This is a genomic window from Lewinella sp. IMCC34183 (genome assembly GCF_003390915.1).
GTDB lineage: Bacteria > Bacteroidota > Bacteroidia > Chitinophagales > Saprospiraceae > Neolewinella.
On the sequence record NZ_QMEM01000008.1, the window covers coordinates 20,692 to 34,529 of the forward strand.

Annotated in this window: 12 protein-coding genes; 6 read left to right on the forward strand and 6 right to left on the reverse strand. The window is 60.8% G+C overall.

Going from position 1 to position 13,838, the window contains the following annotated elements:
• Window positions 1-149 precede the first annotated feature (149 nt).
• From DQG19_RS16240 to rpmI, 4 genes are all read right to left on the reverse strand, one after another.
• Window positions 150-1,133, reverse strand: coding sequence for a hypothetical protein (locus DQG19_RS16240; RefSeq protein WP_157974560.1), 984 nt, complete (start codon window positions 1,131-1,133; stop codon window positions 150-152).
• A 132-nt stretch (window positions 1,134-1,265) separates the two neighbouring features.
• A complete protein-coding gene (locus DQG19_RS16245) occupies window positions 1,266-2,471 on the reverse strand; it encodes a serine hydrolase domain-containing protein (RefSeq protein WP_116127348.1) in 1,206 nt (401 codons plus the stop codon).
• Between the two features lie 100 nt (window positions 2,472-2,571).
• On the reverse strand, window positions 2,572-2,919 hold the full coding sequence (gene rplT, locus DQG19_RS16250; protein WP_116127349.1) for a 50S ribosomal protein L20: 348 nt from the start codon (window positions 2,917-2,919) through the stop codon (window positions 2,572-2,574).
• Window positions 2,920-2,988: 69 nt separating this feature from the next.
• Window positions 2,989-3,183 carry a 50S ribosomal protein L35 gene (gene rpmI, locus DQG19_RS16255; protein WP_116127350.1) on the reverse strand — a complete coding sequence of 65 codons (195 nt, stop codon included), beginning with the start codon at window positions 3,181-3,183 and terminating at the stop codon, window positions 2,989-2,991.
• 293 nt (window positions 3,184-3,476) lie between these two features.
• On the opposite strand from rpmI, the gene DQG19_RS16260 reads away from it, so the two are divergent.
• Window positions 3,477-3,866, forward strand: coding sequence for a VOC family protein (locus tag DQG19_RS16260; RefSeq protein ID WP_116127351.1), 390 nt, complete (start codon window positions 3,477-3,479; stop codon window positions 3,864-3,866).
• Between the two features lie 15 nt (window positions 3,867-3,881).
• Here DQG19_RS16260 and DQG19_RS16265 read toward each other — a convergent pair whose 3' ends face one another.
• The gene (locus tag DQG19_RS16265; RefSeq protein WP_116127352.1) at window positions 3,882-4,502 is read right to left on the reverse strand and encodes a uridine kinase; all 621 of its coding nucleotides are present in this window, start codon (window positions 4,500-4,502) and stop codon (window positions 3,882-3,884) included.
• Window positions 4,503-4,561: 59 nt separating this feature from the next.
• Here DQG19_RS16265 and DQG19_RS16270 point away from each other — a divergent pair, with 59 nt between their 5' ends.
• The 5 genes from DQG19_RS16270 to DQG19_RS16290 all read left to right on the forward strand — a co-directional run bounded on the left by DQG19_RS16270 (window position 4,562) and on the right by DQG19_RS16290 (window position 12,120).
• The gene (locus DQG19_RS16270) at window positions 4,562-5,953 is read left to right on the forward strand and encodes a NupC/NupG family nucleoside CNT transporter (protein WP_116127353.1); all 1,392 of its coding nucleotides are present in this window, start codon (window positions 4,562-4,564) and stop codon (window positions 5,951-5,953) included.
• 225 nt (window positions 5,954-6,178) lie between these two features.
• Complete coding sequence (locus DQG19_RS16275; RefSeq protein WP_157974561.1) at window positions 6,179-9,343, forward strand: SusC/RagA family TonB-linked outer membrane protein; 3,165 nt, start codon at window positions 6,179-6,181, stop codon at window positions 9,341-9,343.
• Between the two features lie 12 nt (window positions 9,344-9,355).
• Window positions 9,356-10,852 (forward strand): RagB/SusD family nutrient uptake outer membrane protein, encoded by a 1,497-nt coding sequence (locus tag DQG19_RS16280; protein WP_116127355.1) that lies wholly within the window; start codon window positions 9,356-9,358, stop codon window positions 10,850-10,852.
• A gap of 103 nt (window positions 10,853-10,955) precedes the next feature.
• Entirely contained in the window at window positions 10,956-11,507 is a 552-nt protein-coding gene (locus DQG19_RS16285; protein ID WP_116127356.1) for a nitroreductase, read from the forward strand.
• A gap of 34 nt (window positions 11,508-11,541) precedes the next feature.
• A complete protein-coding gene (locus DQG19_RS16290) occupies window positions 11,542-12,120 on the forward strand; it encodes a GNAT family N-acetyltransferase (RefSeq protein ID WP_116127357.1) in 579 nt (192 codons plus the stop codon).
• Window positions 12,121-12,202: 82 nt separating this feature from the next.
• Here DQG19_RS16290 and DQG19_RS16295 read toward each other — a convergent pair whose 3' ends face one another.
• Window positions 12,203-13,837: a TonB-dependent receptor gene (locus DQG19_RS16295; protein ID WP_116127358.1), complete on the reverse strand. Its 1,635-nt coding sequence runs from the start codon at window positions 13,835-13,837 to the stop codon at window positions 12,203-12,205.
• Window position 13,838 lies beyond the last annotated feature (1 nt).

Here is a 13,838-nt window from a genome sequence, read left to right on the forward strand (position 1 = left end):
GCAGCCCCACCCGGATTCCGAGTGGGGCTGCTTTGTTAGTGGCTGCGACCAGTCGGTCACGGGAATAACAGGACCACGGCTATCCCACCGTCGGGCCGGTTAAGGAGGTAGCGTACGGGAGGAGGTCAGCTTGCCGTGGCGTCCGGCTCCTAGTTCGTCTTGATGAAGGTGTACTCCAAGTAGTCCGATGATAAGCGGTGCTCTCTGAACCGCAGGGTGTACACTCCCGGCTGCAGGCCCCGGAAATTGAGCAGCAATTCGTTGTGGGTTTCTGTGCGGGTCACCGGGCCGATCGGCCGTACGGGGTATTCGCGGCCGTCGGATCCGGTGATGCAGACGTCGCGAAAATTGGAGGGGATAATGGTAGTATTCAGCAGCCGTACGCGGAGGACATTACTGAAGAAATCGGGGTAAATGACCAGGTTGGCTGCTGCGTCGAAGGGGGCATTGTCACCGATGAGGGTCGAAGCGGGGCCCCGGGAGCAGGCCGGTACGATCGGCCCGGTACCGGCGGGGTGACGCCCGGAAGGGGAAAGAAAGAGCTTATCCAATTGCATCCCCGTTTCGTGCGCCGCCACCCGGATGGTGTGCTCGCCCTCGCTCAGCGTAAGATCGAGGGGTACCCCGTCGTCGACTACCTCACGCCATTCGAACCCCTCCGTCATCAGCCGTTGCTGGTCACGCTGCTTCGAGAACTTCGCCCAGGGGCCGTCGTCGATCGACACCCAGATCGAGTTTCGGTGCTGCCCGGAAGCGTTAAGCCGGAGATACAGGGTGTAGGCTGCGGTTACGGAGAGGTCGACCGTATAGGTAAGTTGGGAGGGTCCGCCAAAGGTTTCGGGCCGGGGATGCCGGTTGTTGCCCGGGAAATAGACGAACAAGCGGTTGGACGCGGCGTCGGTACTATCGGGTTGCCATTCCTCCCCCTGCCGCCCGCATTCGGCTTCCAGCCAACGTTCGCCGGCAAGCAGGGCCGAATAGGACGGATCCCACGGGGAGGGCTTCTCCCCCGTACGGACGGAGTCATTAGCGGCCTCTCCCGCCAATGGTACCGACCACGCTAACAGCAGGACGAAAGCCAATGGGAGCGGCAGGCTGGGAATATGCTTCAGTCCAGGAGGAGAGAGTTTCATGGGAGTTGGATTTCGCTTACCAGCATACCTGAATCCAAGTATGCACAAATAAGATAAGGCATTTGGCCCGGACCTGCTCTTATCCAGCCCGGGCGATCATTCAACAGAAGAGGCATAAGTGCCCCCACTTGCTCAGTCTCCCAGGGCCTGGTAGGTCATCTGCCGCACCATCTTTTCGTGGTAGCCGGAATACGGCGACCGCTGCGACATCATGATCACGATCATGTCCTCCACCGGGTCGATAAAGAAGAAGGTGGAGTACGCTCCGTTCCAGAAGTACTGACCCTTACTGCCCAGTACGCCGTTCGCCGCCACGTCGGTGATGATCCCGAAGCCCAGGCCGAAACCCTCACCGTTGCCGCGCATCTCCCCGACGTGGTTCATGGTCATCAGTTCCACGGTTTTGGGACTCAGGTACCGGGTGCCGTCCAGTTCGCCCTTGTTCAGGAGCATGCGGCAGAACGTAAGGTAATCGGCGGCGGTCGAGTACAGGCCGAAGGATCCCCCGTAGACCTTGTTGCCGCTGCCGGGCAACTGCATGGCCGCCTTCGTCAGCGTGCCTTCGGCTACCTGGTGATTGGCTACCAGGCGTCCGGAGTTCTCCGCGGGAATATTGTAATTGGTATCGGACATACCGAGCGGGCCGAGCAGGCGCTCCTCCAGAAACTCAATGACCGTTTGCCCCGAGAACACCTCGATCAGTCGCGCCAGGATATCGGGCGAGGTGCTGTAGATCCACTGTTGCCCGGGTTGGCCCAGCAGGGGTAAGGTGGCGAGGGTCCGGACCCGGGAGGCGATGTCCGCGTGGGGCCGGTAGTACAGTGCCGCGGCAATCTCATTGTCCAGCTTCGTGCCCTGCAGGCCGTGGGAGAACCCCGCGGTATGGGACAGCACCTGTTCTACCGTGATGGCGGAGGTAGCGGGATCGGTGGCTACCTGTACTCCTTCGTCCGAGTTGCGGGCTACCTTCAGTTCGGCAAACTCGGGCAGGTAATCGGCGACCTTATCGGTCAACTGAAAGTGGCCCTCCTCGTAGAGCATCATGAAGGCTACCGTGACGATGGGCTTGGTCATCGACATCAGGTGGTAGAGCTGCTTTTCCTCCAGCGCGCGACCGGTCGAGAGGTCGCTTACGCCCTGCACGTCGTGGTAGCCTAAAGCGCCGTGGCGGAAGATCATCGTCTCGGCCATGGGCAGGCGGCCCGCTTCTATCTCCCCGGTTATCCAGTCGGTGTAGCGTTGCAGTCCCGCTTCGGTCAGGCCGGCGGCGGCGGCATCCTGCGCGGACGCGGGTGCGGTGACAAGCAGAAACAACAGGGCAAGTAGAGTAGGGCGCATGATGAGGCGGGTAAATGAGAAGGGAAAGTACCTAAAAAACAGAAAGCCCCCGCAGCGGGGCTGCGGGGGCTTCAAGAAGCAGGTTCGGGAAATTCCGGACTTACTTGTTGATGCTGTTGACGACGGCGGTGAAGGCCGTGGGGTGGTGCATGGCCAGGTCGGCGAGCACCTTCCGGTTGAGGCCTACCTCGGAGGTCTTGAGACCGTGCATGAGGCGGCTGTAAGTGGTGCCGTTCTGCCGGGCGGCCGCGTTGATACGGGCAATCCAGAGGCGGCGGAATACGCGCTTTTTGTTGCGGCGGTCGCGATAGGCGTACGCCATACCTTTATCGACGGCGTTTTTGGCTACGGTGTAGACCTTGGAGCGGGCACCGAAGTATCCTTTGGCGGCCTTGAGGATCCGCTTGCGGCGGGCGCGGCGGGCAACCGCATTAACTGAACGTGGCATAAAACTGGTTTTAGTACAGCACGGGGACCCAGGGGTACTTTACCCGTACTCTCGTTAAAAAATAGGAGGTTACTTACAGAGCAGGCGCTTGATTCGCTTCTCGTCGGCGGTGGAAACCAGGGCTGCGTCGCGGAGACGGAGCTTGGCTTTGTTCGACTTGTTGCGCATCATGTGCGAGGTGTAAGCCTGGAACCGCTTCACCTTACCGGTTCCGGTAATCTTGAAACGCTTCTTTGCACTGCTGTGCGTCTTCATCTTAGGCATGGCACCGTTTTTTACAAATGGAGCGCAAAGGTAAGGGGATCCGGTTACATTTTACAATTTAGGCGGCAGAAATTACCGGTTGTTGGAATGGGGGTGGCTTGCCCGGTCGGGTGGGTATGAGGTTGGGGTGGGGTATTGGGGTTTGGGTAGGGCATTTTGTGCCGGGTGCGGCTATGGTGGCTGGTCTCTTCTTCGCTGCCGGAGGCAGCATCTTACTCTCGCTGCCGGAGGCAGCGTTGTACTGCGCTGCCGGAGGCAGCGTTGTACGGGGCAAAGCTGATACCTTTCGCGCCATGACACAGCAAATTGCCCAAATCAGCCTGCTCGTCCGCGACTACGACGAGGCCATTGCTTACTATACTGAGGTGCTCGGCTTCGAGTTGCTGGAGGATACGCGCCTTTCGGAGACCAAGCGGTGGGTGCGGGTCCGGCCCGCCGGCGATATAGGCTGCGCGCTGTTGCTGGCCCGTGCCGCCACCGCGGAGCAGGAGGCCGTGGTGGGGCGACAGACCGGGGGGCGGGTTTTTCTGTTTCTGGAAACCGACGACTTTGCCGGCTACTACGCGCGGCTCCAGTCGGCGGGGGTATCGATCGTACGTGAGCGCTCGGAAGAGGAGTACGGTACCGTAGCCGTGTTCGCCGACCTCTACGGCAACCTTTGGGACCTGATCCAGCGCCGTTGAGGCAAGGGGCGGGCGCTATCGCTCGATCATCTTCTCGACGAAGGCGTGCACCACGGCGAGGCCCATATTGAAATCGGTATTGTTGTTGACGATCAGGTCGGCGCGCTCCTTGTGGGGCTGCACGTACTTCTCGTAGGCCGGAAGCACGTGGTGCTCGTAGCGGTAGAGTACGTCGTCGAGGGGGTAGTTGCGCTCCACGCGGTCGCGCTTGATGCGGCGCACCACCTTGAGATTGTCTTTGGCGTGGAGGAATATCTTGAGGTCGAGCAGTTTGCGCAGTTCCTTATAGTGGAATACAAAGAGCCCCTCCACGATGATCACGGGAGCGGGCCGGAAGGTGAGCATTCGGGCTTCGGCGAGCTCATTGTTGAAGACGTACTCGCGGCGGTGCACCGTTTCGCCGGCCATCAGCAACTTCAGGTCGCGAACGAACTCCTTGCGGTGGATGGAGGCGGGACGATCGAAATTGTAAATGCCGCGGTCGTCTACTTCCTGCCGCTCGCGGGGAACGTAATAATCGTCCATGCTGAGCAGGCAGACCTTGTCTGCCGGAATACCCTCGCGGAGTTGCCGGATGAAAGTAGTCTTGCCGGATCCGCTGCCGCCGGTAATGCCGATAATGAAGGGTTGTGCCATACCGCGGCAAAGGTAATCACATCCTTTCTAGCTACCTTGCACCCGACCGAACCGCAGCTATGACCTTTGCTTACGATCTTTTTCGCACCGTCCTCGGCATGAGTGTAATGCTGGGGGTGTGCTACGCCTTTAGCGCCAACCGGCGGGCCATCGACTGGAAACTGGTGGGCATCGGTATCGCGATGCAGTTCGTGCTGGCGATCCTGATCCTAAAGGTACAGGGGGTAAGTACCGTCTTCGACTACATCGCGGCGGGTTTCCGCAAGACGCTGGAGTTCACCGCCGCGGGAGCCGAATTCCTCTTCGGCAGCATTGTGACCAACCTCGACAGCTTCGGCTACATTTTTGCCTTCCAGGTACTGCCCACTATCGTATTCTTCTCGGCACTTTCGGCCATCCTCTATTACCTGGGCATTCTGCAGAAGGTGGTCTACGGCCTGGCCTGGCTGCTCAGTAAGGCGATGGGTCTTAGCGGTCCGGAAAGTCTGGCCGCCGCGGCCAACGTCTTTATCGGGCAAACCGAAGCCCCTCTGGTGGTGAAGCCCTACCTCGAGCAAATGACCCGCTCGGAGCTGCTGTGCGTGATGGTCGGCGGTATGGCGACCATTGCCGGTAGTGTATTCGTCTCCTACATCGGGTTCCTGGGCGGGACCGACGAAGCATCCCAGCAATTCTTCGCCCGCCACCTACTGACGGCCAGCATCATCTCGGCCCCGGCGGCCATCGTCTGCGCGAAAATGCTGCTGCCCGAAGATCGCGCCGAACTGACGGTCGCCACCGGTGCCGCCACAACCGATCCCCACGAGGCCCTCACGCCCGTCCGCGACCGGCGGTTGGAGATGGCCGCCGACGACAGCAACAATTTGCTCGACGCCATCAGCCGGGGCACTACCGACGGGCTGCGGCTGGCCGTCAACGTGGGCGCGATGCTGCTCGTGTTCACGGCCCTGATCTACATGCTCAACGTCCTGTTCGTCGGCGGTACCGATCTGGTCAACGACCTGGCCACCGCACTGGGGCTCACCGACGCCGACTGGAACGCGGCCATCGCTGCGGCGACGGAGGGCCGCTTCGACGGATTCAGTTTTACTTACCTGCTGGCCCTGCTGTTTGCCCCGGTGGCGTGGGTGATCGGGGTGCCGTTCGAGGACATCACGATCGTCGGGCAGCTGCTCGGCCTCAAGACCGTGATCAACGAGTTCGTGGCGTACGATACCTTCCGAACGGTACGCGCCGCGGGCGATACCCTCAGTCCGAAGAGCGTGCTGATCGCGGCCTACGCACTGTGCGGGTTTGCCAACTTCGCAAGTATCGGGATCCAGGTGGGGGGCATCAGCGCTATCGCACCCGGCCAGCGCAAAAACCTCACCGAACTGGGCCTTGTTGCGCTACTGGGGGGGACGGTAGCCTGCCTGATGACGGGTACGATTGCGGGATTATTTTACCAGTAAGGACAAATTTGTTCGAACTCTGGGTAAATTATGACCCGCAAAGGGTTGGTGGACACCTGTTTGTTAGTAATATTGCGTGCCCTTCGCGCAATGTTTACTCAATTTCCCCCGCGAACGGTTGTCGATCGACACACACTTCCACCTCTTTTGCTATTGCCTCCGACCGCGTGCAGTCTCTGCACTTGCGACAATTATATCCTTTCCATTCCTACCAAACCTAGTAGTATGAACTCCTTTTACCGATTCAAGTACCCGGGGCTGCCGCTCCTCCTGCTGCTGCTCCTTTGGGGGACCGTAGTGGGTGCGCAGGCTACCGGGAGCAACCAAATAACCGGCACCGTCATCGACGCCGAGAGCAGCGAACCGCTGATCGGCGTGACCGTGCAGGTGGAGAATACCGGCACCGGCACCGTAACCGATCTCGACGGTGGGTACAGCGTGACGGCAAATGGCGACGACGTGCTTATCTTCACCTACACCGGCATGGAGACGCTGCGCATCCCCGTGGGAACGCAAACCGTAATCGACGTGGAGATGGGTGCCTCGAGCATCGCCCTTGACCAGGTAATCGTGACCGCCTATGGCGGCGCCACCAAGCAGGGTGCCTTTACCGGTTCGGCTACTCAGATCAACTCTGAAGACATCCAGGGCCGGGCGGTGACCAACATCGCCAGCGCCCTTGACGGCGCCTCGGGTATTCAGTTCTCGCCGGGCAGCGGCCAGCCGGGTGCCGGCTCGTCGATCCGGGTGCGTGGCTTTGGTTCCGTGAACGCCTCCAGCGACCCCCTCTACGTCGTGGACGGCATCATTTTCTCCGGTAGCCTCAGCAGTATCAACCCGGCCGACATTGAGAGCCTCACCGTTCTCAAAGACGCCTCTTCCACCGCCCTGTACGGCGCCAAGGCGGCCAACGGCGTTGTCCTCATTACCACCAAGAGCGGCAAGAGCGGACAAAACCGCTTCAACGTCAACCTCAGCCAAGGCTTCAGCGGCCGCGCCATCCCGGAATACGACCGGGTAGGTCCCGGGGAGTACTACGAACTGCAGTGGGAGGGCTACCGCAACAGCCTGGTATACAGCAACGGCGTAGATCCGGCGGTCGCTAACCAACGCGCCTCGGACCGGATCGTAGGCCTGTTGGGCACCAACCCCTACAATGTTGCCGACAGCATGCTGGTAGGCACCGACGGCCGGCTCAACCCCAATGCCGAGCTGCTCTACCCCGGCGACCTTGACTGGCAGGACGCCCTCAGCCGTTTGGGCAACCGCAGCGAGGCAAACGTATCGTACCAGGGTGGAACGGAAAATACTACCTTCTTTACTTCGCTGGGCTACATCGACGATACCGGCTGGATCCTGGCCTCCGACTTCGAGCGGGTGTCCGGTCGTATGAACGTGACCACTCAGCCTCGCGATTGGATCCGCACCGGACTGAACGCCAACCTGGCCTCCTCGACAAGCAACCAGGCGGCCGACGGGGGTAGCACGAGCTTCGTCAACCCCTTCTTCGCGACGCGGTACATCGCGCCGATCTACCCCCTTTACTACCACGATCCGGCAACGGGTGAGTTCCTGCTGGACGATAACGGCGAGCGGCAGTACAACCTGGGCGAGGACCGCGTAGGCAGTACGAACGGCCGGAACGTAATTCAGGAAACCATTCTGAACATCGATCAGGACAAGCGCAGTGTACTCGGTGCGCGGGCGTTTGTAGACCTGTACTTCCTGCAGGACTTCACGCTAACGCTCAACGGCGGCCTCGACCGGCAGAACTACAACAACGTAGGCTACGGCAACCCCATCGTAGGCGACGCGGCCCCCAACGGCCGGGCATTCCGCACCAATACGGTCACCTCCTCCATCAGCTTCAACCAGCTGCTGAAGTACGCCCGCGGTTTCGGACGCCACAACATCAACCTGCTGGCCGGTCACGAAAGCTTTGAGTACGAGTACAATTACCTGTATGGCTTCCGTACCCAGCAGATCGCCTCCGGGAATACCGAGCTGATCAACTTCACGACCACCTCCAGTCTTAACAGCTTCTCCCGTCGCTACACCACCGAAGGGTGGCTGGCCCGTGCCGAGTACGACTTCAACGACCGCTACTTCCTTTCGGCCAGCTTCCGGGCGGACGGCTCCTCGCGCTTCGACGAGGACGTACGCTGGGGGCAGTTCTACTCCGTGGGGGGTGCCTGGCGTATCGACCAGGAGAACTTCATATCCAACGTCGGCTGGATCAACCTGCTTAAGCTGCGGGCTTCCTACGGCGAGGTCGGCAACGACTCCAACCTGGACAACGGCGCCCTGAGCTTCTACGCCAGCCAGCCGCAGTTCGCGCTGAACTACAATAACGCCAGCGAGCCCGGCATCCTGTTCAGCTCCCTGGGGTCGCCCACCCTGGCCTGGGAGACCAACGCACAGACGGACGTGGCCGTAGAATTCGGTCTGTTTGACTACCGGCTTTCGGGCGGTATCGAGTTCTACAGCCGGGTGACCGACAACCTCCTCTTTTCGGTTCCCCTGCCGCTCTCTACCGGCAACGACAGCCGCTTCGCCAATATCGGTTCGATGTACAACCGCGGTCTGGAGGTCAATCTGTCGGGTAGCCTCATCAACACGCCGAATTTTAACTGGACGCTTGACGTAAACGCCTCGACGATCCACAATGAGTTCACCGAACTGCCGCAGGATGAGATCATCACCGGTACCAAGAAGCTGGTCGTCGGCCGGTCCATCTACGACTACTGGCTGCGCGAGTACTACGGCGTAGACCCCGCCGATGGCGCCGCCCTCTACATCCTCGACCCCGAATCCGGAGCCGCCGATGCGGACATCCGCACCATCAATGGAACCGAGGTAACGACCAACATCAACAACGCACAGTACGCCTTCGTGGGTACGGCCGTGCCGGACGTGTTCGGTAGTTTCACCAATAAGTTCCGGATCGGTAACCTGCGCTTCGGCTTCCTGGTGACCTACCAGATCGGTGGTAAGACCTACGACTCCAGCTACGCCGGCCTGATGAGCAACGGCGACTACGGCTCGGCGCTCTCGACCGAAATTGCTGGTCGCTGGCAGCAGCCTGGCGACGTGACCAACATTCCCCGTCTGGATGCGGCGCAGTCCAACAACTTCGACGCCGGATCGAGCCGCTGGCTCGTGGATTCCGACTACCTCGCCCTGCGGCAGGCCAACATTTCGTACGATCTGCCCGCTCCGGTCCTCGACCGGATCAACATGTCCACGCTCCGCGTATTCGTGAACGCCGAAAACCTGTTCTTCAACACCGAGCGGCAGGGCATGTACATCAACCAAAACTTTAACGGGACCACGCAGAACGCCTTCACGCCTTCGCGGACCATCACCTTTGGCGTCAACGCCGGATTCTAAATCAGCCCCCCGATGAAAAAGCAATTGCTACTACTCGTCCTGCCGGTGCTCCTCCTCTCGCTCAGCGGTTGTGGAAAAGACTGGCTCGATGAACAACCCACCGACTCGGTGGCGGCCGACGCGGCCACCTCGAGTACCGATAACCTGTTTGCCGTCATCAATGGTATCCACCGCCTCATGTACGAGCGCCAGGGGTCAAACGGTCGCGGCGGATACTCCGCGATGATGATCCAGCACGACGCCCTGGGGGAGGACCTCGTCATGAACGCCCAGGCCAACGGCTGGTGGATCAGCATGGCCAGTTGGAACGACCACACCAACGCTACCGACGGCGACCTGCGCCACGGCTGGCGGGTGATGTACCAGGTCATCAACAACGCCAACATCGTCATCAACGGTGCCGAGGAGGCGGCTGGCCCCGCCGCCGACCGCGATGCAGCCCTGGGAGAAGCCTACGCCTACCGGGCCTTTGCCCACTACTTCCTCGTACAGCGCCACGCCGCCCGCTACGACTGGAACGGCGGTAACGGCCAGCAGGGCATCCCCCTGATCCTGGAACCGACCACCGAGGGTATCGCTCCCTCTACGGTTGAGGAAGTTTACACCCAGATCAACAGCGACCTGGACCAGGCGATCACACTGCTGGATGGCTTTAATCGCCCCACCAAGTCCCACATCAACCAGTCGGTTGCCGAAGGACTAAAGGCCCGCGTCAACCTGACGCAGGGCAACTGGGAAACTGCCGCCGAGTACGCGGTCCTGGCCCGTGACGGGTACCCCCTGATGGACAGCGTAGCTTACACCTCCGGCTTTAACGACTACAACAACGACGAATGGTTGTGGGGTGGTTACTACAACGAGGAGCAGGGCTCCGCCTTCACCAATTTCGGTGCCTGGATGTCGCGCAACTTCAGCTCGTCTAATATCCGGGGCAATCCGAAGTCGATCTTCAGCGTGCTCTACGAGACAATCCCGCAGACCGACGTGCGCGCCGCCGTATTCAGCGAATCGGGTGAGCACAACAACCTGCCCGCAGGCTACGAGATCAGCTCGGCCCACCGTCGTTACCCCTACACCAGCCAGAAGTTCCTGTCGATCAGTACGGGCGACAGCCGCGGCGACGTGCCCTACATGCGGGCCGCCGAAATGTACCTGATTGAGGCCGAAGCACTGGCCCGCCTGGGTGAGGGGGGTGCCGAGGCACTCTACCCGCTGGCCATTGCCCGTGACCCGGCCTACGAACTTTCCGAGAACGAGGGAGAGGACCTGATCGACGAGATCCTGCTGCAGCGGCGGTGGGAGCTGTGGGGCGAAGGCTTCCGCTTCCTCGACCTCAAGCGACTGAATATGGAACTTGACCGTACCAGCCAGAACGGCATCGAAACGAACCACAACTCGGCCCTGCTCAACGGCCTAATGTTCGTACCTGCCGACGATCCGCGCTGGGTCTGGCTCATCCCCCAGGACGAAATCAACGCCAACCCCAATATTTCCCAGGTACAGTACTAATTCGATATCCGGAAAAGACGACGGCGCGGGCGGCGGGCATTTTGCCCGTCGCCCGCGTCTGCTTTTGTATCCTTGCACCCGCGTCCGCGCAAAAAATACCCCTATGCTTCCGGAAATCGCTAATCGCAAATCCGTCTTTCCCCAGTTCTTCACCGGTACGGACATTGACCGCGCTACGCTCGGCCAGCTCATCGAAGCGGCCAACGCCGCCCCCAGCCACCGCAAGACCGAACCTTGGCGCTTCCGGGTGTACCGGGGGGCGGGTCGCGACCAGCTGCGGGAGGAACTGCTCGACGTGTACGGACGCGACCGGGACGACGCGGCGGCCATCGCAAAAAAATTCGGTACCAAGATCGAGCAGTCGGCCGCGGTGCTGCTGATCTTCCTGCACCGCGACCCGCGGGAATCCGTACCGGAGTGGGAAGAGATTGCCGCGGTGGGCGCGGCCGTCGAAAACCTGTGGCTTAGCTTAGCTACCCACGGACTTGGCGGCTACTGGTCGAGCCCCGGCTTCGTCTGCGGAGACTACGGGGCCTGGCCGGGCAGCGCGGAGAACGAGCGCTGCCTCGGCATGTTCTACCTTGGACATCCCGACATGCCCGAACTAATGCGGCCCCGCGGCGACTGGCAGGAGAAGGTGACCTGGGTGGAGTAAAATTTTAAATTCAGGATTTTAAATTTAAAATTTTATGCGCCACGAGCTCTTCGACATCGATACCGCCCTCATCACCCAGCGCTGCGTGGTGCGCCGCTTCCGGGAGCACGACGGGAAGGCCGTATATAAGCTCCTGGATAACAACCGCGACTACCTGCTCGACCACTTTCCGTACCTGATGGCGGAGCCGGGACAGTCGCGTAAGGACAGCGAGATCTTCGTGCGCGAGTGTATCGCCGAATGGCTGCTCCAGAAACGGTACGCCATGGGCATCTGGCACAATGAGACCACCGAGCTCGTGGGCTTCATTCAGGTCTTCAACATCGACTGGGGGGTGCCCGCCGGGGAACTGGCCTACTTCATCGACCGGGAGCTGATCCGGCAGGGCATCATGACGGAGGTGCTCGCCCGTACGGTGCGCTTCTGCTTCCTTCAGCTCGAACTGGACAAACTCATCATCAAGACCCTGGCCGATAACTACGCCAGTCAGCGCCTCGCCCGCCGCGTGGGCTTTAGCCGCGAAGGGGACCTGCGGGGGGAATACCGTCTGCCGGGGGGCGCGCTGGTGGACCTGATGCGGTTCGGCTTCTCCCGGGAGACGTATGGGGAGTAGGTAGCATGTAGCGGATAGCTTGTAGTGCACTACACACTGACTATACGCTACGAGCTACATACTACTAGCTACCCGCTACCCGCTAAAACCTCGCCGATCCCCCGACCATGAAGTTCGTCCCGATCGTAGGGTACTGGTAGAAGCGTTCCCGCTTGTTGTTGAGCAGGTTGTTGACGCGCACCCAGGCACCGAAGGTGTCGGTGATGGTGTACTCCGCGTTCAGGCTCAGGTCCAGCAGGGCGTTGAGGTGGTCGACTTGCCCTTCCGGCGTGCGGTAGGGGAGACCGTTCTCTACGAAAAGGTCTGCGCGCAGTTGGAGGGGCAGGTTGCGGAGGGTATAGATGCCCGCGGCGTTGAGGCTGAGGCTGGGCAGGTGCCAGGGCTTCTCCTCGTCTTCCATACTGTAGAAGCGTTGGGTGAAGCTGGCGTTGAGGTCCAGCCCCTCCACGAGCGGAAGGGTAGCGGTACCCTGGAAGTAGATCTGGCTACCGTCGTCGTACAGCACCCGGAACTTGGGTACGCCGCGGAGGTCGCGCTCCGTGAGGAACAGCGCCAGGTTGTCCAGGTATTTGTAGCCGGCTTCGGCGCGGTAGGCGATGGAACGGAAGGTACCCTCGACCCCGCCGTAGAAGCGTGTGGCTTCGGAGTTACGGATCCGCATGCGGGTATTGATCCAGGGGTTGTAGTCGGAAAGGGTACGCAGGGTATTCTTCTGCACGTTACCCTCCACGCCGGCGAAGGCACTCAGTAGCCCGTCGATCACGACCGCCGAGGCGGTGAAGTTAGGGAAGACGTCGAAGTCGTTGCGTTGGGCCACCAACCGGGCACCCGCCTTGAGCTTTACACGGTCGGCCACCAGCAGGGTATAGCTAGGGCTGAGGCTAACTACGTTGAGGCTTTGAGAGGCCGTGTCCTTGAAGGAGGTGAAGCTGGCCTTGAAGTCCACGTCCAACGGGTTGCTGTCGTCGATCCACTTGGTACCGGAAAGGTCGACATCAAGGTTGGACTCCCGCACCGAAGGGTCGGCGCTCATCAGGTACAGGGAGAGGCCGGCGCGGTAATCGATGTTGCCCTGGGTACGGGTACCATTATAGAGCTCGGTACTGAGGCTGAAGGTATTGAAGCGCTGCCGCACCTCGTCGTTGGTGAAGGTGAGGGCGGAATCGCTCTCGACGTCCGAGAAGTTATAGCCGTAGTAGTAGCGGCTGCGGGTGTCGTACTCGATGTTCCCTCCGACGGCGAAGCCCTGGTCGAACAGGTAGTCTCCGGCGGCACCGAGACGGGTATCGCTCGCACGCTGGTTCTCTACCTGGTTGTTGTTATTGAAGCTGTAGTGGTTCCCGTAGAAGCCCAGATCGAGGTTGTCCTGGCCGGTCAGGTCGTAGCTGGCGTCGGCGTAGAGGGCATTGGGGACGCCCAGTCCGAGTTTGACCCAGGCATTGTTGATGGGGGGCAGCTCGGCGCGCTGCAGGGCGCGCGGACGAATGGTGGGTGCGGGGTAGTCGATCGCGAGCGGGCGGGGGACAATCGTGTAGGTCTGTCGCCGGCTGCTGGTGTCGGCGGGCGGGGGTACGGGATTGACCCGTACGCGCTCGGCGTCGGTCAGGCTGGCCTCGAAGTTGGTGACCACGGTCACGCTGTTGTCTTCAAGGTCGTTTTGGGCGTAAGTGCTCAGTCCGGCGAGCAGGCAGATGCCGAGGAGGATGTAGCGTAGCATG